Origin of the sequence: Amycolatopsis sp. NPDC051758, assembly GCF_044453095.1 — a bacterium.
Taxonomy (GTDB): domain Bacteria; phylum Actinomycetota; class Actinomycetes; order Mycobacteriales; family Pseudonocardiaceae; genus Amycolatopsis.
In genome coordinates this window covers 63,516-80,940 of record NZ_JBITCJ010000014.1, presented here as the reverse complement: position 1 = coordinate 80,940, position 17,425 = coordinate 63,516, and the positions used below count along the sequence as shown (strand labels likewise).

Here is a 17,425-nt window from a genome sequence, read left to right as displayed (position 1 = left end):
GACCCGTTCACAGCGGGGCCGCGACAGGTTCCTCCCGGATTTGGTCCCCTGCCGAAAGGTCTTCGTGCTCTGACGCGCGGACACGCCGGAGGACATGCTGGAAGGGGTCGCCGTCCGGGCGGCGCCGGACGGCAGGAGGCGGCGATGGCCGAACAGGCGAGGGCCGCGGTGATCGTCGGGGTGGATGCCTCGGAGGGATCGCTGCGCGCGGTCCGGTGGGCAGCGCACGAAGCGGCCCGGCGCGACGCGGACCTGCGGTTGCTCCACGCCTGCGTGGTCGATCCGGGCGAGGAGGCCGAGTTCCTGCCCGAACACGTGTCCCGCCGGACGCGCCACGCGGCGAAGATCGCCCGCGCCGCGGCACCGGGCCTCGAAGTCGCCGTCGACGTGCGGCTCGGGCTCGCGGTCGACCTGCTGCTCGCGGAGTCCGCGACCGCACCCTTGATCGTGCTGGGCTCGCACGGCCTCGGCGGCCTGCGGGGCGCCCTGATCGGCTCGGTCGCCCTCCGGGTCGCCGCCGGCGCGCAGTGCCCGGTGGTCGTCTTCCGCGGCCACGCCGGCCCGACGGGCCCCGTCGTGGCCGGCGTGGACTCCTCACCGGCCAGCGAAGAAGCGCTGCGCTTCGCGGTCGACGCGGCGGTCGCGCGCGACGTGCCGCTGATCGTGGCGCACGCCGCCCACCAACGGGTCCCGAGCATCGAACCCGCGTTCGCCGACCAGCAGGCCGAGGACCGCCGCGAGCTCGAAGAACTGGTCTCCGGCTGGACGCGGAAGCACCCGGCCCTGGAAATCACGACGCGGGTCGTCAAGGACCGTGAGCCGTCGCGCGTGCTGATGGCGGTCGCGCCCGACGCCCAGCTGATCGTCGTCGGCAGCCGCGGCCGCGGCCCGGTCGCCGGTGCGCTGCTGGGGTCGACGGGCAACCACCTGCTGGCGCACGCGACCTGCCCGGTCGCCGTCGTCCACTGACCCGCCGCGGGGACCTTCGCCGGTCCGGCGAGGTCGTCGGCCTCTGCTGCCGAAGCCGCGGCCGCGCGAGGCTGGACCCATGAAAATCCTCGTCGCGGTGGCCACCCGGCACGGCGCCACCCGGGAAATCGCCGAGCACCTCGCCACCTCGCTCGGCTCCGCGCTGACCGACGCCGGCGTGGCGCCCGAGGTCGAGGTGCGCGACGTCGGGCTCGTCACCACGCTCGACGGCTTCGACGCGGTGGTCCTCGGCAGTGCCCGCTACCTGGGGCGGTGGCTCGAACCGGCGCGGACGTTCGCGGAGTCCTTCTCGGCCGAGCTGCGAGGTCTTCCCGTCTGGCTGTTCTCCAGCGGCCCGGTGGGCGAGGAGCCCGAACCCGAAGACCAGGCGGCGGTCGACGACCTCGTCCGGCGGCTGGGGGCCCGGGAGCACCGGGTGTTCGGCGGCCGGATCGACCGCCAGGCCCTGCGCTTCCCGGAACGCCTCGTGGTGACGGCATTGCACGTCAAGGACGGCGACTTCCGCGACTGGCCGTCGATCCGGGCCTGGGGTTACAAAATCGGCGCGACGCTGGCCGCCGCGGCTGTCGCCGGGAGCACGTCGTGACAACGCCGCACGGGCACCCGGTCCGGCCGGCACTGCTCGACGACCAGGAGGCGACCCGGGCGAAGCACGGCAGCGGCGCCGTCGTCGTCGGCATCGACGGCTCGGCCTCCGCGGTGCGCGCGGCGGTCTGGGCCGGCGCCGAGGCACGCCGGCGAGAACGTCCGCTGCGGCTGGTGCAGGTGTACACGCTGCCCCAGGTGCGCGCCCCGATCGCGGTCGGGACCTGCGAGCAGGTGCGCGCCGGGCTGGCCGAACGCGCCGAAGGTTGGCTGTCCGAAGCGCGGACGGCCGTGCTGGCGGAGTCACCCGGGCTCACCATCACCACCGGCGCGCGGGAGTGGAGCCCGGTCGCCGCCCTCATCCAGGAGTCGCAGCACGCGGACCTGGTGGTTCTCGGGTCCCGCGGGCTCGGCGGCTTCACCGGCCTGCTCGTCGGCTCGACGGCCGTTTCCGTGGTCGCCCACGCACACTGCCCGATCGTGGTGGTGCGCGGCCGGATGCCGCAAGATCCGCCGCCCGCCGCGGGACCCGTGGTCGTCGGCGCGGATGGATCGTCCGACAGTGACGGCGCCCTGGCGTTCGCGTGTGAAGAGGCGCGGCTGCGAAGCGCCGGCCTGACCGTGGTGCACACCTGGAGCGACGTCGTCGCCGACGGAGTGCTCCGGCCCCATCCGTTCCAGGACGACGCCGCCGAGATCGACCGGGTCGAACACGCCCGGCTCGCCGACCAGGTGCGCCCGTGGCGGGAGAAGTTCCCGGACCTGTCGATCGACCTCGACGTGACCCGGGGGCGCCCGGTGCAGGCGTTGCTCGAGCGCGCGGAGCACGCGCAGCTGATCGTGGTCGGCTGCCGGGGCCGCGGTGGTTTCACCGGGATGCTGCTCGGCTCGACCAGCCAGGCACTGATCGTCCATTCGCCGTGCCCGGTCGCGGTGGTCCGGTCGCCGGACGAAGGCGGCGAGGAGACCCGATGAAAGGCCGGAACCGGACGGTCGTGGTGGGGGTCGACGGCTCGCGCGCGTCGATGACGGCGGTTACGTGGGCCGCCCGGCTGGCTTCCTCCCGGCATTGCGAACTCGAGATCGTGCACGGGCTGCAGATCGCCGCGCTCGGCTACGGCGAGGGGTTGGCGGGCGCCGATGTGCTGTTCGACGCGGTGCGCCAGGACGGCGAACGGGTCGTCGCCGGCTCCCGGAAGATGGCCGCCTCGATCGACGAGACCCTGGTGATCACGGTGAAGACGCCGGTCGAATCGCCGGCGCCGCTGCTCATCGGGCTCTCGCGGCAGGCCCGGATGGTCGTCGTCGGCGCGTCCGGCTCGGGTGGTTTCACCGGGATGCTCCTCGGCACGACCGCGGCCACCCTCGTGAGCCACGCGCACTCGCCGGTGGCGGTCATCCGAGGCCGCCACGGCACGGCGCAGGTCCCGGAATCGGGCCCGGTGGTGGCCGGGATCGACGGGAGCCCGAACAGCGAACAGGCGATCGCCGCGGCGTTCGAGGAGGCGTCGTCCCGGCGGGCGCCCCTCGTCGCGGTGCACATCATGCCGCAGTGGGAGTCGGTGGCGGAGGACGAGGAACGGCTGCTCGCGCAGCGCCTGGCGGGCTGGCAGGAGAAGTACCCCGACGTCGAAATCCGCCGGGTCCTGCGCCGCGACCGCCCCCGCCACGCCTTGCTCGACGCCTCGGAGAACGCCCAGCTGGTCGTCGTGGGCAGCCGCGGCCGCGGTGGGTTCACCGGGATGCTGCTCGGCTCGACCAGCCAGGCTCTCGTGCAGCACGCCTGCTGCCCGGTGCTCGTGGTCCGTCCCGAAGCCGCGGGGTGAAGCGCCGGACCTTTGCCGTCACCTCGCTGGGACATCCGGGCTGACGCGGCGGGTCAGGACGTCGGCGACCGGCCGGCGCGCCGTTGTCGCCGTCGGCTGGCCGTAGCCGATGCGCAGCAGCGTGTGGGCCTGCCCGCAGCCGTCGAAGATCCGGTCGAGCGCGTCCCGGGTCTGCGGTGTCTCGAAGGGCTGCGACAGGAACGAGGTCGCCAAGCCCGCCGCGGTGGCGGTGAGCAGCACGTGCTGCATGGCCATCCCGGCCCGGACCTCGGCGTGCGGCCCGCGGTCCCGGGTCAGCACGGCGGCCAGCAACGGGTCCTGCTCGAACTCGCGCGGCGGCAGCTCCGGGTTGGCGTGCGAGGCACGCAACGACACCGCTCTGGCCCCGTACGGCGGCGGCCCGGTCGCAACCGTCGGCACACCGTCCAGTGCCTCGGGTTCGTGCCGCATCCACGACGCGGCCTCGGCTCGGAACGCAAGATCGTTCTCCTGCAGCGCCTCGGCGCGACGCACCAGCGTCGTCACCGTGGAGAACCGCCCGGACGCGTCGAGGTACTCCACCTGCCCGCCTTCCTCGAGCGCAGCCGATTCGAGGGCGACGCGGACGACGGGCGGCACCAGCCGATCGAGGAACGGCCTGCGGTTGGTGTGCCGCCGGAACACGGCTTCGGCCAGATCGCGACCGGCCTGCGTGATCTTCCTGTTCCCGTCGAGCCGGATCACGGCGAGCAGGTCGGGTTCGCGCGGGTCCGGGACCGTCCGAACGACCGTCGCCATCCCTTCCGCTCCCAGGCTGACCACGGCGTTGAACGCGGCCGCGCCACCGGACAGCCGGGCTTCCCGGGCGAGCGGATCCGCCACCCCGAGCACACGTGCCCGGTCCAGCCACACCTCGAGTGTTTCGCCGTCGAGGACGAACCGCCAGGGCTGGGTGTTGTGCGGAGACGGTGCGCGGACGGCCGAAGCGAGGGCCCGCTCGAACATCATCGGGTGCGGTCGGCTCATCACGGACTCCGGACGTCAAGGGTGATACCACCTCAGCGTGCCCCGCGACGGCCCGCACCCGCGTCGGCCGTTGGTCACCAGAAACCGGGACCAATGGCATCCAGGTCACTCGGTCAGGCACGCCGGAGCTTGCCCGGTGCGCTGCCGTGGTGTCGCTTGAAGGCCTTGGCGAAGGCGAACTCCGAGGTGTAGCCGCTCTTTTCCGCGATCACGCGCAGCGGGGCGTCGGTGTCGCGCAGCAGCCGGGCGGCGAGGGTCAACCGCCACCAGGTCAGGTAGGTGAGCGGGGGCCGGCCGATCTTCTCGGTGAACCTCCGCGCGAACGGCGCCCGGGACAGCCCGGCCCGGGCCGCGAGGCTCGCGACGGTCCAGGGGTGGGCCGGGTCGCCGTGGATCGCGTGCAGTGCGGCGGTGATCGCGGGGTCCCGCAACGCCGCGGCCCAGCCGGTCTCGGCCGTCGTGGCTCGCTCGTCGAACCAGGCGCGCAGGATGTACAGCAGCAGCGCGTCCAGCAGGGCCGGGATCAGCGCGTCCGTGCCGAGCCGCGGGCGTTCCAGCTCGGTGCAGAGCAGGTCGACCACGGCCCGCAGGTCACGGTCGAGCCGGGCGGGCAGGTGCACGACTTCGGGCAGGCTCGACAGCAACGGGTGCAGCTGCGCCGGATCCAGCCGGTACGCACCGCAGAGCGTCACCGTCTCCGGGCCCGTGCCCGTCGCCGGCCGGTCCGCGTAGCGCTCGGCGAACCTGGGATCGTGCGGGTCGCACGCCTGCGTGTCCACCGGCGTCGCCGGGCTGTCGGCCAGCGCGTGGCCCTGCCCGTGGGGCAGGAAGACCACGTCGCCGGCGGTCAGCGGCAACGGTTCCGCGTCCGCCCGGAGAAGCCAGCAGGTCCCGTGCAGGACCACCTGGAACCCCGCGGCACCCGGCACCGGCGCGAACCACTGCGCCCAAGGCGCGTTCCACACCACCCGGGCGGAGCGCGGCTCACCCGTGCGCATCACGGCGAGCACGTCGCTCAGCACATCCATGGTCTCTCCTACGAGACGATCAGACAGGAAACGAGGATTCGCGCCCATGGAGCGTCTTCCCGCTCGATCCTAGGGTGCCTTTCATGAGAAGCGCACGGATCCACCGGCACGGCGACCCCTCCGTCATCCGGATCGACGACGTCCCGCGGCCGGTCCCCGGCGACGGTGAGATGCTGGTCGAGGTCGCGGCAACGTCGTTCAATCCGACCGAAACCGCCCTGCGCTCCGGGGCCCTGCGGTCGCTGTTCCCGATCGACCTGCCCTGCACCCTCGGCTGGGACGTCGCGGGCACGGTGGCCGGCCGCCCGGTCATCGGCTGGCTCGAGCGGGGAGCGGCCGCGGAGTACGCCGTCGCGCCGGCCGGCCGGCTCGTCGCTGCTCCCACGGGCATCCCGCTCGCCGACGCCGCGGCCATCCCGCTCGCCGGGCTCACCGCGTGGCAGGTCGTCTTCCCGCACGTTTCCGCCGGGCAGCGCGTCCTGGTGAACGGCGCGGGCGGCGGGATCGGCGGGTTCGCCGTCCAGTTCGCAAAACGCGCCGGCGCCCACGTCGTCGCCACCGCGAGCGCGCGCAGCTTCGACGCCGTCCGGCGGCACGGCGCCGACGAGATCATCGACTACACCAGCGAGTCCGTCGCGTCCGCGGTCGAGCCCGTCGACGTGCTGATCCACCTGGTCGGCGCCCCGCCGCCGTGGACCCCGCCCGTCCGGCCGGCGGGCACGATCATCTCCGCGGCGGCGCCCGTGACCGCCCCGCCCGGGGTGACCTTGACGCACGTGGTCGTCCGCTACGACCCGGCCCAGCTGACCGAACTGGTGCACCTCGTGAACGCGGGCGCCGTGAGCGTCGACGTCACCGAGACGCACACCCTCGACGGGCTCGCCGACGTGCACCGCAGGAGCGAGGCGGGCGACATCCGCGGAAAAGTCACGATCCTCGCCCGGTGATCGGACTGCGAGTCGGTTCGGGCAGTTGGCCCTCAAGATACCGACATTCGGCGGTATCTTGACGTCCGGCTTGTCTGCTTCGATTCTCCGAGAGCGTTTTACAACGTTGTAAAAATGAAGGGGATCTCGCCGATGAGAAGAGCCGCTTCCGTCCTCCTCGCCCTGCTGGTGGCGCTGGGCGTGGCGTCGGGAACGCCGCCCGCCGGTGCCGCCGAGCCCGTGCACGGCTTGAAGGCCGAGTACTTCACGCCGTCCACGCCGGATGCGCACGACTTCGCCAACCTGGCCGGGACCGCCCTCGACTCGGAGGTCGACCACCCCGACCTGACCTCGGTCTTCGGGTTGGTCGCCGGGCGCACCGAGCACACGACCGCCCGGTGGACCGGGCAGCTCGCCGTGCCGCAGACCGGCGACTACACCTTCTACGCCATCGGCGACAACGGGTTCCGGCTGTTCATCGACGGCGCACCGGTGATCGACCACTGGGTCGGGGACTGGGACACCGAGCAGACCAGCGCGCCGGTCACGCTGACCGCCGGCAAGCAGTACGACTTCAAGCTGGAGATGTTCCAGGACACCGGCGGCGCCAACATGTTCCTGCGCTGGTCGAGCGCGGCCATCGCGAAGCAGATCGTGCCGCTGTCGGCGTTCACGCCGCCGGCCGGCTACCAGGGCGTGCCGAGCTCGGCGGCGGTGTCCGCGGACGGCCGCACGCTCACGACCGGCTTCGACGGCCGCGTCTCGGGTACGAACGACCTGAAGGACCACCTGCTGATCCAGGTCGACGCGACGCCGATGCCGATCTCGTCCCTCACCACGAGCCGCGACCGGGCGACGATCCGGCTGGCCGAGAGGATCCTGAAGGGCCAGCGAGTCACCCTCTACTACGACGGCGCGGGTGCGCTCGCGGTGAACGGCACGAAGGTCGGCAAGACCGGCCGCACCGTCGCGAACGCGTCGACGGAACGGCTCCGGACGCCGTGGGGCGAGAACGTCGACACGCGCCACCCGTTGCCGGAGTACCCGCGGCCGCAGCTCGAGCGCGACAAGTGGGTCAACCTCAACGGCCCGTGGGAGTTCTCGGCCGCCAAGGAGGGCCAGCAGCCCACGTTCGGCAAGAAGCTGCCCGAAAAGGTGGTCGTGCCCTACCCGATCGAGTCGCAGCTTTCCGGGCTCGAACGGCACGAGGACCACATGTTCTACCGCCGCACGGTCACCGTCCCGCGCGACTGGAAGATCGGCGGCGGGCAGCGCCTCAAGCTCAACTTCGGCGCGGTCGACTACCAGGCCAAGGTGTGGGTGAACGGCAAGCTCGTCGCCGAGCACACCGGCGGTTACACGGCGTTCAGCGCCGACATCACCGACGCGCTCAAGCGCGGCGACGAGCAGGAGATCGTCGTCGCCGTCACCGACACCACCGGCCCGTACCAGCCCAAGGGCAAGCAGTCCCCCAACCCCGGCGGCATCTTCTACACCCCGTCGTCGGGCATCTGGCAGACAGTGTGGCTGGAACCGGTGGCGGACAAGGGCATCGACGAGATCAAGACGACTCCCGACCTGACCACCAATTCGCTGGCCCTCAACGTCAAGTCCGCGGGCAGCGCCACCGTCACGGCGGTCGCCAAGGACGCGCGTGGCCGGCAGGTCGCCGCGGTCACCGGACCGGCGAACGCGAACCTGAAGCTGCCGGTGCCGAACCCGCACCTGTGGACGCCGGACGACCCGTACCTGTACCAGCTGGAGATCAAGCTGGGCGGTGACAAGGTCAAGAGCTACTTCGGCATGCGGTCCACCGGCATCACCAACGTCAACGGCACGCCGAAGCTGACGCTCAACGGCAAGCCGTTCTTCTCCCTGATGCAGCTGGACCAGGGCTTCTACCCGGACGGCCTGAACACCGCGCCGAGCGACGACGCCCTCGTCTTCGACCTGAAGGCGCAGAAGGACCTCGGCTTCAACGCCGTCCGCAAGCACATCAAGGTCGAGCCCGCCCGCTGGTACTACCACGCGGACCAGCTCGGACTGCTGGTCTGGCAGGACTTCGTGTCCCTCGACGACGGCAACAACCCCGCGGCGCAGCAGGCGTGGCTCAGCCAGGGCCTGGAAGAGATGCACCAGCTGCAGAACTACCCGTCCGTCTACGCCTGGATCGTGTTCAACGAGGGTTGGGGCGAGTGGGACAAGGCCGCGACCGGCCGGATCACCGACCAGGTCAAGGCCGCCGACCCGAGCCGGATCGTCAACGCCCACAGCGGGGTGAACTGCTGCGCCTCCAAGGGCGACTCGGGCCGCGGCGACGTCATCGACCACCACGACTACAACAACACCGACCCGGCCGCCTCGGACGGCAGGCGCGTCGCGATGGACGGCGAGCACGGCGGCTTCACGCTGCGCACGCCGGGTCACCAGTGGCCGGGTGCGCCGATCGCGATCTACAGCGGCGTGGCGGACAAGGCGGCGCTGACGGCGAAGTACGTCGACAACACCCGCACGTTCTACCTCGGGCAGGCTCGGGCCGAGCTGTCGGCCTCGGTCTACACGCAGGTCACCGACCTGGAAGGCGAGCTCAACGGGCTCTGGACCTACGACCGCAAGCGCCTCAAGGTCGACCCCGGTCCCGTCCGCGAGATCAACCGGCGCGTGATCGAGGCCGGCGCCAATGCGGGCAAGCCCTACCCCTACGCGGGCCACGGCGAGTGGAACCTCGACGAGCGCAAGGGAACGACCGCGAGAGACTCGAGCGGCGGCAACAACCCGCTGACGCTCACCCCGAGCGGTGTGACGTTCAAGGACGGCGCGCTGCAGTTCACCGGTGGCTCCGCCGACACCTACGGCCCGGTCGTCGACACGACCGGTGACTACACCGTGTCCGCGAAGGTGCGGCTCGACGAGCTGCCCGGCAACTACGCGACCGCGGTGAGCCAGGACGGCAGGGAGCGGGAGAGCCCGTTCTACCTGCAGTACGGGCAGGGCGCGTTCGCGTTCAGCACCCCCGGCGGCAACCGTGCCCGGTACGAGGTCGTGCCGGAGATCGGCCGCTGGTACGAGCTGACGGGTGTCCGGGCCGGCAACGAGATCCGGCTCTACGTGGACGGCGTGAAGGTCGCGACGGCCCCGGCCGGACCGGCGCTCGCCGCCACCGGCGCGTTCACGGTCGGGCGGGCCAAGTACAACGGCGGCAACGTCGACTTCTGGCGCGGCGCGGTCGACAACGTCGACGTGGTCGGCAAGGCGCTGACGGACGCGGAGGTGGCCCTGCTCCCCTGATGCCCTCGTAACACCGGCGACGCGGGTGCCGCGCTTTCCATCGCGGCACCCGCGTCGTAGGTTCGATCCTGACCGAGGAGGTCCGGAATGAGCCACCTGGTGCGATTCGCCGACAGCACCGGCACCATCCGAGTCGGCCTGCTCACCGGCGAGCAGCTGCGGCCGCTCGCGGTGGAGTCGATGAGTGACCTGCTGCGCCACCCCGTGGCGGAGATCCGCGAACTCGCCGACGCCGCCGGGGAGCCCGTCTCCACGGCCGGGACGCGCCTGCTGCCACCGCTGGACGGGCGGATGGAGGTGTGGGCCGCCGGGGTGACTTACCTGCGCTCCGAGGAGGCCCGCCGCGAGGAAAGCGCCGACGAGGACGTCTACGCGCGGGTGTACCGCGCGCGACGGCCCGAGTTGTTCTTCAAGTCGGCCGCGTGGCGCGTGGTCACCGACGACGAGCCCATCGCCATCCGCACCGATTCCGCCAACAACGTGCCGGAGCCGGAACTCGGCCTGCTGCTGACCGGGGCCGGGGAGATCGCCGGGTACGTCGTGGTCGACGACGTCAGCTCCCGCAGCATCGAAGGCAAAAACCCGCTGTACCTCCCGCAGGCCAAGATCTACACCGGTTCCTGCGCGGTGTCGGCACGGGTGCGGCCGGCGTGGGAGGTACCGGACGCGCTGTCGCTCGACCTCCGCATGCGCATCCTGCGCGACGGTCACGAGGTGTTCGCCGGCGAAGCCGGCACCGCCCAGCTCAACCGCAAACCGGCCGAGCTGGTCGAGTACCTGTGGCGGGACAACGACTTCCCCGACGGCGCCGTGCTTTCCACGGGCACGTCCGTCGTGCCGGGGCTCGATCAAGGACTGCGGCCGGGAGACGTGGTCGAGATCGAGATCGGCGAGGTCGGATCGCTGCGCTCCCCCGTGGTGCAGGGCGCCGACGAGGTGCGCCGGGTGCTCGGCGCGCGCTGAAGGCTGCCGATCTTCGGCTGGGCCGGGAGCACCACAAACGTTTCCACGGGTTCCGTGCGGACGTCCAGGTCGGTCTTGCTGATCTCGCTGGCGAGCGAGCCGAGGGTGCAACCTTCCTGACAGGCGTGCTCGTAGGCGATGTAGAAGCCCGCCCGGTCCCGAAGCGAGTCGATGCTTTCGCAGTGGGCGAACCGCTCACTGCGGTGGACGTCAGGACAAGGCTCTCCTTGGTCGGGAGGTAGTGGTTGAGCTGTGACCCGCTGAGGCCTGCGCCGCAACGGAGCCCTGGCCGAGTACGCGGCCGTGGAGGCACGCAACCTCGCGCCGCGGGTGTCGGTGGTCGGCCCCGCCGAAGCCCGCCCGGCCGACGGCCTCGCGATCGACTTCGTCAACCGGGTGCGCCCCTGAACGCGAACTACGCGAGCAGCTTCCGCAGGCCGGCGATGCCACCGCCGTACACGTCCTGGGCGAAGGTGCGGTTGAGCTCTTCCTCCTGGCCGGCGTCGGCGTCGTACTCCGCCCACCACTCGACGAAGGACTCGCCGGTGTCGGTGACCGGGCTGACCCGGACCGTCGAAACGTAGCGGCGCACGCCGAAGGGGTTCGCGCCGGTGAACGTGTAGGTGAGGGTGTGGCCGGGGTCGTCCAGGGCGAGCAGCCGCTCGTCGAAGGGGTCACCGCCGGCCGCGAGGGTCAGCCGCCGGACCGCTCCGACCTGTCCGTCGACCCCTTCGACGAGCTCGCTGTGGCCGATCGCCGACAGGAAGTCGGGCAAGTCGTTGAAGGCTCGAAGCCGCGCCCAGACCTTGTCGACGGGCGCGGCGACAACTCCGCTGGCGTAGGGACGCGGCATGCTCACTCCAAGGTGTCGGTCGGCCGATCTCGAGGCACGGGTTCCAGGATAGGTTCGGGTCAGCGATCCAGCACGATCGCTTTGAAGGTTTCGGTCTGCTCGCGGATGCCGGTCTCCGTCGGCAACCTCTCGATCGAAGAAGCGCCGAAGAAGCCGGCCACGCCCGTGGTGTTGTCCAGGACGTACTTCGCATCGGCGGGCTCGGCGATCGGTCCGCCGTGGCACAGGCACAGGATGTCCGGGTTGACCCGCTTCGCGGCGTCGGCCAGGGCCTGGACGCGTTCGGCCGCGTCCTGGAGGGTGATCGCCGTCTGCGCGCCGATCGTGCCGGACGTGGTGAGTCCCATGTGCGGCACCAGGATGTCCGCCCCGGCCCGGGCCATGTCGGCCGCCTGCTCCTCGTCGAACACGTACGGGGCGGTCAGCAGGTCGAGGTCGTGGGCGGCGCGGACCATGTCGACCTCGAGGCCGTACCCCATGCCGGTTTCCTCGAGGTTGGCGCGGAAGGTCCCGTCGATCAGGCCGACGGTCGGGAAGTTCTGCACCCCCGCGAAGCCGGTCTCCTTGACCTGCTTGAGAAAACGCGGCATGACGCGGAACGGATCGGTGCCGCACACCCCGGCCAGCACCGGGGTGTGCTTGACCACCGGCAGCACCTCGTTGGCCATGTCCATGACGATCGCGTTGGCGTCGCCGTAGGGCATCAGACCGGACAACGAGCCGCGGCCGGCCATCCGGAACCGCCCCGAGTTGTAGATGATCAGCAGGTCGATCCCGCCGGCCTCGGCGGACTTCGCGGTGATGCCGGTCCCGGCTCCCCCGCCGATGATCGGCGTCCCGGCGGCCACCTGCGCGCGGAAGCGGGCGAGGATTTCTTCTCGGCTCATGTCGCGGGTCAGTGCTCCTTCGAGGTGAGGTGGTGGTGCAGGGTCTCGGCCATGGCCGCGCCGAAGCCCGGGTCGTTGATGGCCAGCTCGCGCTCGTGCACGGTCACCGCGGAGCCGGCCAGGCCCGCGCGCAACGCCTCGAACAGCGCGGCATCGGCGTCCGCGTCCCGGAACGGCGCGCCGTCGACGTCGACCGCGCTGACCCCGCGCAGCGGGAGGAACAGGTCGGTCGGGCCGGTGGCCGCGGCCAGCTTGCCGGCGATGCGCCGGCCGAGCTCGGCCATTTCGCCGGCCGTCGTGCGGACCAGGGTGACCGTGGGGTTGTGGACGAGGACGTTGCGGCTCTCGAACTGCGCCGGGAGGGTCTCGCGGGGACCGAAGTTGACCATGTCCAGCGCGCCGAGGCTGACCACCTGCGGCACGCCGAGCCGCCCGGCGACCTCCAGCCGGTCCGGCCCCGCGCTGAGCACCCCGCCGACCAGGTCGTCGCACAGTTCCGTGGTGGTCAGGTCGCAGACTCCGGCGAGCATGCCGGAAGCGACCAGTTTCTCCATCGCGCGGCCACCCGTGCCGGTGGCGTGGAAGACGAGCACCTCGTAGCCGAGTGCGGTCAGCCGTTCCCGCGCCTCGTCCGCGGCCGGGGTCGTCACCCCGAACATGGTCACCCCGACCAGCGGGGGATGCTCTTCCGTGTCGCGCTGACCGAGACGCGCCTCGTACGCCTTCGCCATCCCGGCGATGCCCGCGGCCGCGTTCCCGAGCACCGCCGCCGAAACGGAGTTGATCCCGGCGATGTCGACCACGGAGTACATGAGCGTCGCGTCGACCTCACCCACGTAGGGCTGAACGTCGCCGCTGGCCATGGTCGACACCAGCAGCTTGGGCACGCCGACCGGCAAGGACTGCATCGCCGGCGCCGCGACCGAGGACCCACCCGACCCACCCACGGCCAGGAGCCCGTGCAGCCGGCCGCCCTCGTGGAGCCGGCGCACCGTGGCGGCCGCACCGGCCCCCAGCACGGTCGTCATTTCGCCGCGGTCCCGTCGCTCACGCAACGCCCGGGCGTCACCCCCGGCGGCCGCGATGACCTCGTCCGACGACACATCGGCGAGCGCGCTCTCGGAGAACGAACCGGCGTCAACCGTCAGGACGTCGACGCCGTGTCCGGCGAGCCGGTCCTTCAGCCAGGAGTACTCCGCGCCTTTGGTGTCCAACGTCCCCAGGAGAACCACGGTCGCCATCGACTTGCCCCTTTCGTCTCCACCGGGTGGGCCTGGACCCGACTCTAAGGACATCCCCGCCGCCCGCGCAGAGCCGGCACTCACCGGCCCGGCGGCTCGGCGAGCAGAGCCTGACCGGCCTGCCCGGCCAACCAGGCGCCCGCGCGTTCCCAGGACCAGCCGCGGGCGCGGAGGTCTCGCCACGGGCGGAACCCGAAATAGAACCAGAGGATGTCCGACGCGGTCGCGACATCGACCCCGTCGCGGAGTTCACCCAGGGCCGCCACGCGGGCCGCGGCTTCGGCGAGCCGGCCGGCGTAGGCGGTCTCGGCGCTTTCTACCGCCTCCGTGAGCAGCGGTTCGGTGCCCGCGTTGTCGTACAGCGCGCCGAGCAGCCAAGCGCGGTCCCGGAACACCGCCGCGGTGCCTTCCGCAACTTCGGCGACGACCTCTCGGCCGGACCGGGCGGCGTTCACCTTCCGCAGCGACTCGTCGATCTGGTCGTTGTTCGCCGCTTCCCGGATCAGCTCGATCAGCAGCTGCGGCTTCCCGCCGACGCTCGTGTAGACGGTGTTGACCGCCACCTCCGCGCGCGTCGCGATCTCCACCAGGGTCGCCCCGACGTAACCCCGCTCTTCGAACAGGGCGAGCGCGGCCGCGAGCACCGCACGACGGGTCTCCGCCGCCGCGGACGTCCGCCTGGCGGACTTGTAGGGGCGCGTCACGCAGCTCAGCGTACTTCACCGTCACGCATCACATTGATGGGAATGCGTTACTATCATTATATGGAATTACGCCGGATCAGCGCGGTCCGGCCGAGGAGGCAACCGTGAACACCAGCACCGAGCTGCAGTCCGCGATCGACGTCTTCCAGGTCCTGGTGACCGGCGACGCCGAGCTCGCGCGGTCGGTGGCCGCACCGACGTTTGCCAACCGGGAGGCCGCGGTCGCCCCGCCCGCCTGCTCGATCCCCGGGCCGGGCGGCCTGCTCGCTTCGGGTGCCTGGATGCGCGCCGCCTTCGACAACCTGCGGTTCCCCGTGCTCGACGCCGGTTACGACAGCGGAGTCGCCTGGGTCCGGCTGCGGATGCAGGGAGTGCAGAACCGGCCCTTCGTCCGCTTCCGGGACGGCAAGCCCGACAAGATCCTGCCGGCGACCGGCCGGGCCATGGACTTCGAGCAGATCCACGTGCTGCGCGTCGGCCCGGAAGGCGTCACGAGTCACGAGGCGGTGCGCGACGACCTGACCATGCTCAGCCAGCTCGGCGCGTTCCCGCCGAAGCCGGCCGTGCTCCTGGCCATGGCGCGCGGGAAGCTGACCGGATCATCGCGCCGCGCGGCGGAGTCGGTGACCCGGGCCGCGGCGGAAGCCGGCCGCCTGGCCTGACGGCGGGCGGGAACGTTCCGAAGTTCACGCACAGCACCGCCAGTCGTATCGCTGACCGGAACGAACTCTCCTCGACAACGCGGGAAAATGGTACGATTCCGAGGACATCGTTCCTGTCAGCGAAACGATCTGGAAGCCGAGGACCACAGGCTTGGCCGTCAACAGTACCGCCGGGCGCAAACCCGCCACCGCTTCGGACAACGCCGGCACCGAGGCCGCCGCACGGGTGGCGGACGTGCTGTTGCTCTTCACCGGCGGGCCGCGGCACCTGGGCGTCAGTGTGATCAGCCGGGAACTCGACCTGTCCAAGGCCGTCGTCTACCGGATCCTGCAGTCGCTCGTGTCGCGCGAGATGCTGGCCACCGATCCCGGCGTCGCCGGCTACCGGCTCGGCCCCGCGGCCGTCGCCCTCGGGGCGAGCGCCCTGCGCCGGTTCGACGCGCGCATCGCCGCCACGCCCGTCTTGCGGCGGCTGCGGGACGAAACCGGGGAGACCACCACGCTGTCCGGCCTGGTCGGCGACGAACGGGTCTACCTCGACCAGTTCGAGAGCCCGCGTGAGATCAAGATGACCGTGGAGCTCGGCCGGCGGTTCCCGCTGCACGCCGGCTCGTCCGGCAAGGTGATCCTCGCGTCGCTGCCCGAAGACCGCCGGGAAGCGTTGCTGCACAAGGAACTCCCCGCGTTGACCGAGCACACGATCACCACCGCCGAGCAGCTGCGCGAAGTCCTCGCCGAGGTGACCCGCGACGGCGTCGCTGTTTCCCTCGGGGAACGCCAGCCCGGCGCGGGGTCCGTCGCCGCTCCCCTGTTCGGGCCGGACGGTGAGGTGCACGGCTCCATCAGCATCTGCGGCCCGCAGTACCGCTTCACCCCCGAGGCCGTCGGCCGCTACCGCGATCTCGTGCGCGAAGCCGCGTCCGAGATCCGGCAGAGCTGGGCCTGGCTGCAGGAGCCGGGCGGCCGGTAGGGACTCCACCGGCCGCCCCCGATCACCGGCCGCGCTTGAGGTAGCGGCCCACCGGTTCGCCGGCGATCTTGCCGTCGGCGAAGACGTGGTTGCCGCGCACGAACGTGTCGGTCACCTTCGCGGTCATGTCGAAGCCCTCGAACGGCGTGTACTCCTGCGTCGACTCCGATTCGGCCGCGCGCACGGTCCACCGGACGTCCGGGTCGACCAGCGTGAAGTCGGCGTCGAAGCCCTCGGCGATCGTGCCCTTCTTGAGCAAACCGTAGCGGCGCGCCGGGTTCTGCGACGTCAGCTGCGCGATCCGCTGCAGCGAAAGGCCGCGCTTGGTGCCTTCGCCGACCAGGCCGGGCAGCAGGTACTCGGCGCCGCCGAAGCCGGACTTAGCGAGGAACACGTCCTCACGATCCGAACCGAACTTCAGCTCGTCACGGCAGCACGCGTGGTCGCTGACGACCCAGTCGACGTCACCGGCGAGCACGTGCCGCCACAGCGCCTCGACGTCTTCGCGCTCGCGCAGCGGCGGGTTGACCTTGCCGCCGATGCCGGACGCGGTGTCGACGTCGGCCAGCAGGTGCCCGATCGTCACCTCACGCCGGAAATCGATGTGCGGGAACGCCTTCCCCATCGTCAGCGCGGCCGACAGCGCCTTCTCCGACGACAGGTGCAGCAGGTTGATGTTGGGCAGCCCGGTCTCGTGCGCCAGGTAGGACGCGATGGTGACGGCCAGGCCCTCGGAATGCGGCGGCCGCGACGCGCTGTAGGCGCGCAGCCCGGACAGCGAACCGTCCTGCTCGACCAGTTTTGTGTACGCCGTCATGATTTCCGCTGTCTCGCAGTGCAGCGAGAGCGACAGGTGCGGCGCGTACTCGGTCAGCACCTCGCGCGCCTGCTGGACCCCGCGCATGACGAACTCGAAGTGCGCGATGTCGTAGCGCTCGTCCGGCGGGATCATCAGGAAGTCGCTCTGACTGGTCGAGCGCCCGTGCAGGCCGTGACTGCCGTAGAACATGAAGATCTTGAACGACGTGACGCCGAATTCCTCGACCAGGTGAGGGATTTCGGAGATGTGCTGCGAGCTCATCGGCGCGAGGTGGAAGGCGTAGTCGACGTAGGCGTTGCCTTCCGACGCGCTGAGCACCTCGGGGAAGAAGTCGCGGTAGCTGCCGCCCTTGTTCAGGTAGTACTGGCCGGTGCGCATGTAGGTCAGCGACGTCGTGACGCCGCCCTGCGCGCTCGCGCGGCTCTCGGTGCGGGTGTCGGTGGCGAGCTCGTTGTAGATGCCCCAGTGCTGGTGCGCGTCGACCACACCGGGGAAGGCCAGCAGGCCGCGGCCGTCGACGACCTGAGCGGCGTCGTCGGTGGGCAGGTTCGGCGCCACCCGAGTGATGGTGCCGTCGTTGACGGCGATGTCCAGCAGTTCGGGCTCGGATCCGTCGGCGTCGTCGGGGCGGACGACCCGGACGTTCTTCACGAGCAGTTCCGTTGTTGCCATTTCTC

The 17,425-nt window shown here is 71.3% G+C and carries 16 protein-coding genes; 9 read left to right on the top strand and 7 right to left on the bottom strand.

Annotated elements, in window-relative coordinates; genetic code table 11:
• The first annotated feature begins 144 nt into the window (after positions 1–144).
• The 4 genes from ACIA5G_RS45235 to ACIA5G_RS45220 all read left to right on the top strand — a co-directional run bounded on the left by ACIA5G_RS45235 (position 145) and on the right by ACIA5G_RS45220 (position 3,401).
• Positions 145–969 (top strand): universal stress protein, encoded by an 825-nt coding sequence (locus tag ACIA5G_RS45235; RefSeq protein WP_395935128.1) that lies wholly within the window; start codon positions 145–147, stop codon positions 967–969.
• Positions 970–1,048: 79 nt separating this feature from the next.
• Positions 1,049–1,576, top strand: coding sequence for a flavodoxin domain-containing protein (locus tag ACIA5G_RS45230; RefSeq protein WP_395935126.1), 528 nt, complete (start codon positions 1,049–1,051; stop codon positions 1,574–1,576).
• A gap of 32 nt (positions 1,577–1,608) precedes the next feature.
• Positions 1,609–2,550, top strand: a complete 942-nt coding sequence (locus ACIA5G_RS45225; protein ID WP_395935448.1) for a universal stress protein — start codon at positions 1,609–1,611, stop codon at positions 2,548–2,550.
• A complete protein-coding gene (locus ACIA5G_RS45220) occupies positions 2,547–3,401 on the top strand; it encodes a universal stress protein (protein WP_395935124.1) in 855 nt (284 codons plus the stop codon). Before ACIA5G_RS45225 ends, ACIA5G_RS45220 begins: the two co-directional genes overlap by 4 nt.
• 18 nt (positions 3,402–3,419) lie before the next feature.
• On the opposite strand, the gene ACIA5G_RS45215 is transcribed toward ACIA5G_RS45220, so the two are convergent.
• Positions 3,420–4,406, bottom strand: a complete 987-nt coding sequence (locus tag ACIA5G_RS45215) for an Acg family FMN-binding oxidoreductase (protein WP_395935122.1) — start codon at positions 4,404–4,406, stop codon at positions 3,420–3,422.
• A gap of 113 nt (positions 4,407–4,519) precedes the next feature.
• On the bottom strand, positions 4,520–5,434 hold the full coding sequence (locus ACIA5G_RS45210; protein WP_395935120.1) for an AraC family transcriptional regulator: 915 nt from the start codon (positions 5,432–5,434) through the stop codon (positions 4,520–4,522).
• A gap of 83 nt (positions 5,435–5,517) precedes the next feature.
• Here ACIA5G_RS45210 and ACIA5G_RS45205 point away from each other — a divergent pair, with 83 nt between their 5' ends.
• The 3 genes from ACIA5G_RS45205 (at position 5,518) to ACIA5G_RS45195 (ending at position 10,611) form a co-directional block, all read left to right on the top strand.
• Positions 5,518–6,381, top strand: a complete 864-nt coding sequence (locus tag ACIA5G_RS45205) for an NADP-dependent oxidoreductase (protein WP_395935118.1) — start codon at positions 5,518–5,520, stop codon at positions 6,379–6,381.
• 132 nt (positions 6,382–6,513) lie between these two features.
• A complete protein-coding gene (locus ACIA5G_RS45200) occupies positions 6,514–9,648 on the top strand; it encodes a PA14 domain-containing protein (RefSeq protein ID WP_395935116.1) in 3,135 nt (1,044 codons plus the stop codon).
• A gap of 87 nt (positions 9,649–9,735) precedes the next feature.
• A complete protein-coding gene (locus tag ACIA5G_RS45195) occupies positions 9,736–10,611 on the top strand; it encodes a fumarylacetoacetate hydrolase family protein (RefSeq protein WP_395935114.1) in 876 nt (291 codons plus the stop codon).
• A gap of 415 nt (positions 10,612–11,026) precedes the next feature.
• Here the strand turns inward: ACIA5G_RS45195 and ACIA5G_RS45190 are convergent, their stop codons facing one another.
• From ACIA5G_RS45190 to ACIA5G_RS45175, 4 genes are all read right to left on the bottom strand, one after another.
• The gene (locus ACIA5G_RS45190) at positions 11,027–11,464 is read right to left on the bottom strand and encodes an SRPBCC family protein (RefSeq protein ID WP_395935112.1); all 438 of its coding nucleotides are present in this window, start codon (positions 11,462–11,464) and stop codon (positions 11,027–11,029) included.
• Positions 11,465–11,523: 59 nt separating this feature from the next.
• The gene (locus ACIA5G_RS45185) at positions 11,524–12,351 is read right to left on the bottom strand and encodes a phosphoenolpyruvate hydrolase family protein (protein WP_395935110.1); all 828 of its coding nucleotides are present in this window, start codon (positions 12,349–12,351) and stop codon (positions 11,524–11,526) included.
• Between the two features lie 8 nt (positions 12,352–12,359).
• A complete protein-coding gene (locus ACIA5G_RS45180) occupies positions 12,360–13,592 on the bottom strand; it encodes a Tm-1-like ATP-binding domain-containing protein (protein WP_395935108.1) in 1,233 nt (410 codons plus the stop codon).
• 80 nt (positions 13,593–13,672) lie between these two features.
• A complete protein-coding gene (locus ACIA5G_RS45175) occupies positions 13,673–14,296 on the bottom strand; it encodes a TetR/AcrR family transcriptional regulator (protein WP_395935106.1) in 624 nt (207 codons plus the stop codon).
• 104 nt (positions 14,297–14,400) lie between these two features.
• Here ACIA5G_RS45175 and ACIA5G_RS45170 point away from each other — a divergent pair, with 104 nt between their 5' ends.
• Together ACIA5G_RS45170 and ACIA5G_RS45165 are read left to right on the top strand one after the other, a co-directional pair.
• The gene (locus ACIA5G_RS45170) at positions 14,401–14,958 is read left to right on the top strand and encodes an ester cyclase (RefSeq protein WP_395935104.1); all 558 of its coding nucleotides are present in this window, start codon (positions 14,401–14,403) and stop codon (positions 14,956–14,958) included.
• Positions 14,959–15,109: 151 nt separating this feature from the next.
• Positions 15,110–15,928: an IclR family transcriptional regulator gene (locus tag ACIA5G_RS45165; RefSeq protein ID WP_395935102.1), complete on the top strand. Its 819-nt coding sequence runs from the start codon at positions 15,110–15,112 to the stop codon at positions 15,926–15,928.
• Between the two features lie 22 nt (positions 15,929–15,950).
• Here the strand turns inward: ACIA5G_RS45165 and ACIA5G_RS45160 are convergent, their stop codons facing one another.
• On the bottom strand, positions 15,951–17,420 hold the full coding sequence (locus tag ACIA5G_RS45160; RefSeq protein ID WP_395935100.1) for a dihydroorotase family protein: 1,470 nt from the start codon (positions 17,418–17,420) through the stop codon (positions 15,951–15,953).
• Between the last annotated feature and the right edge of the window lie 5 nt (positions 17,421–17,425).

Coding starts and splice junctions, on each gene's coding strand:
- ACIA5G_RS45230 (WP_395935126.1), top strand. CDS start 1,049: ATGAAAATCCTCGTCGCGGTGGCCACCCGGCACGGCGCCACCCGGGAA.
- ACIA5G_RS45205 (WP_395935118.1), top strand. CDS start 5,518: ATGAGAAGCGCACGGATCCACCGGCACGGCGACCCCTCCGTCATCCGG.
- ACIA5G_RS45195 (WP_395935114.1), top strand. CDS start 9,736: ATGAGCCACCTGGTGCGATTCGCCGACAGCACCGGCACCATCCGAGTC.
- ACIA5G_RS45180 (WP_395935108.1), bottom strand. CDS start 13,592: ATGGCGACCGTGGTTCTCCTGGGGACGTTGGACACCAAAGGCGCGGAG.
- ACIA5G_RS45185 (WP_395935110.1), bottom strand. CDS start 12,351: ATGAGCCGAGAAGAAATCCTCGCCCGCTTCCGCGCGCAGGTGGCCGCC.
- ACIA5G_RS45235 (WP_395935128.1), top strand. CDS start 145: ATGGCCGAACAGGCGAGGGCCGCGGTGATCGTCGGGGTGGATGCCTCG.
- ACIA5G_RS45190 (WP_395935112.1), bottom strand. CDS start 11,464: ATGCCGCGTCCCTACGCCAGCGGAGTTGTCGCCGCGCCCGTCGACAAG.
- ACIA5G_RS45215 (WP_395935122.1), bottom strand. CDS start 4,406: ATGAGCCGACCGCACCCGATGATGTTCGAGCGGGCCCTCGCTTCGGCC.
- ACIA5G_RS45200 (WP_395935116.1), top strand. CDS start 6,514: ATGAGAAGAGCCGCTTCCGTCCTCCTCGCCCTGCTGGTGGCGCTGGGC.
- ACIA5G_RS45210 (WP_395935120.1), bottom strand. CDS start 5,434: ATGGATGTGCTGAGCGACGTGCTCGCCGTGATGCGCACGGGTGAGCCG.
- ACIA5G_RS45160 (WP_395935100.1), bottom strand. CDS start 17,420: ATGGCAACAACGGAACTGCTCGTGAAGAACGTCCGGGTCGTCCGCCCC.
- ACIA5G_RS45220 (WP_395935124.1), top strand. CDS start 2,547: ATGAAAGGCCGGAACCGGACGGTCGTGGTGGGGGTCGACGGCTCGCGC.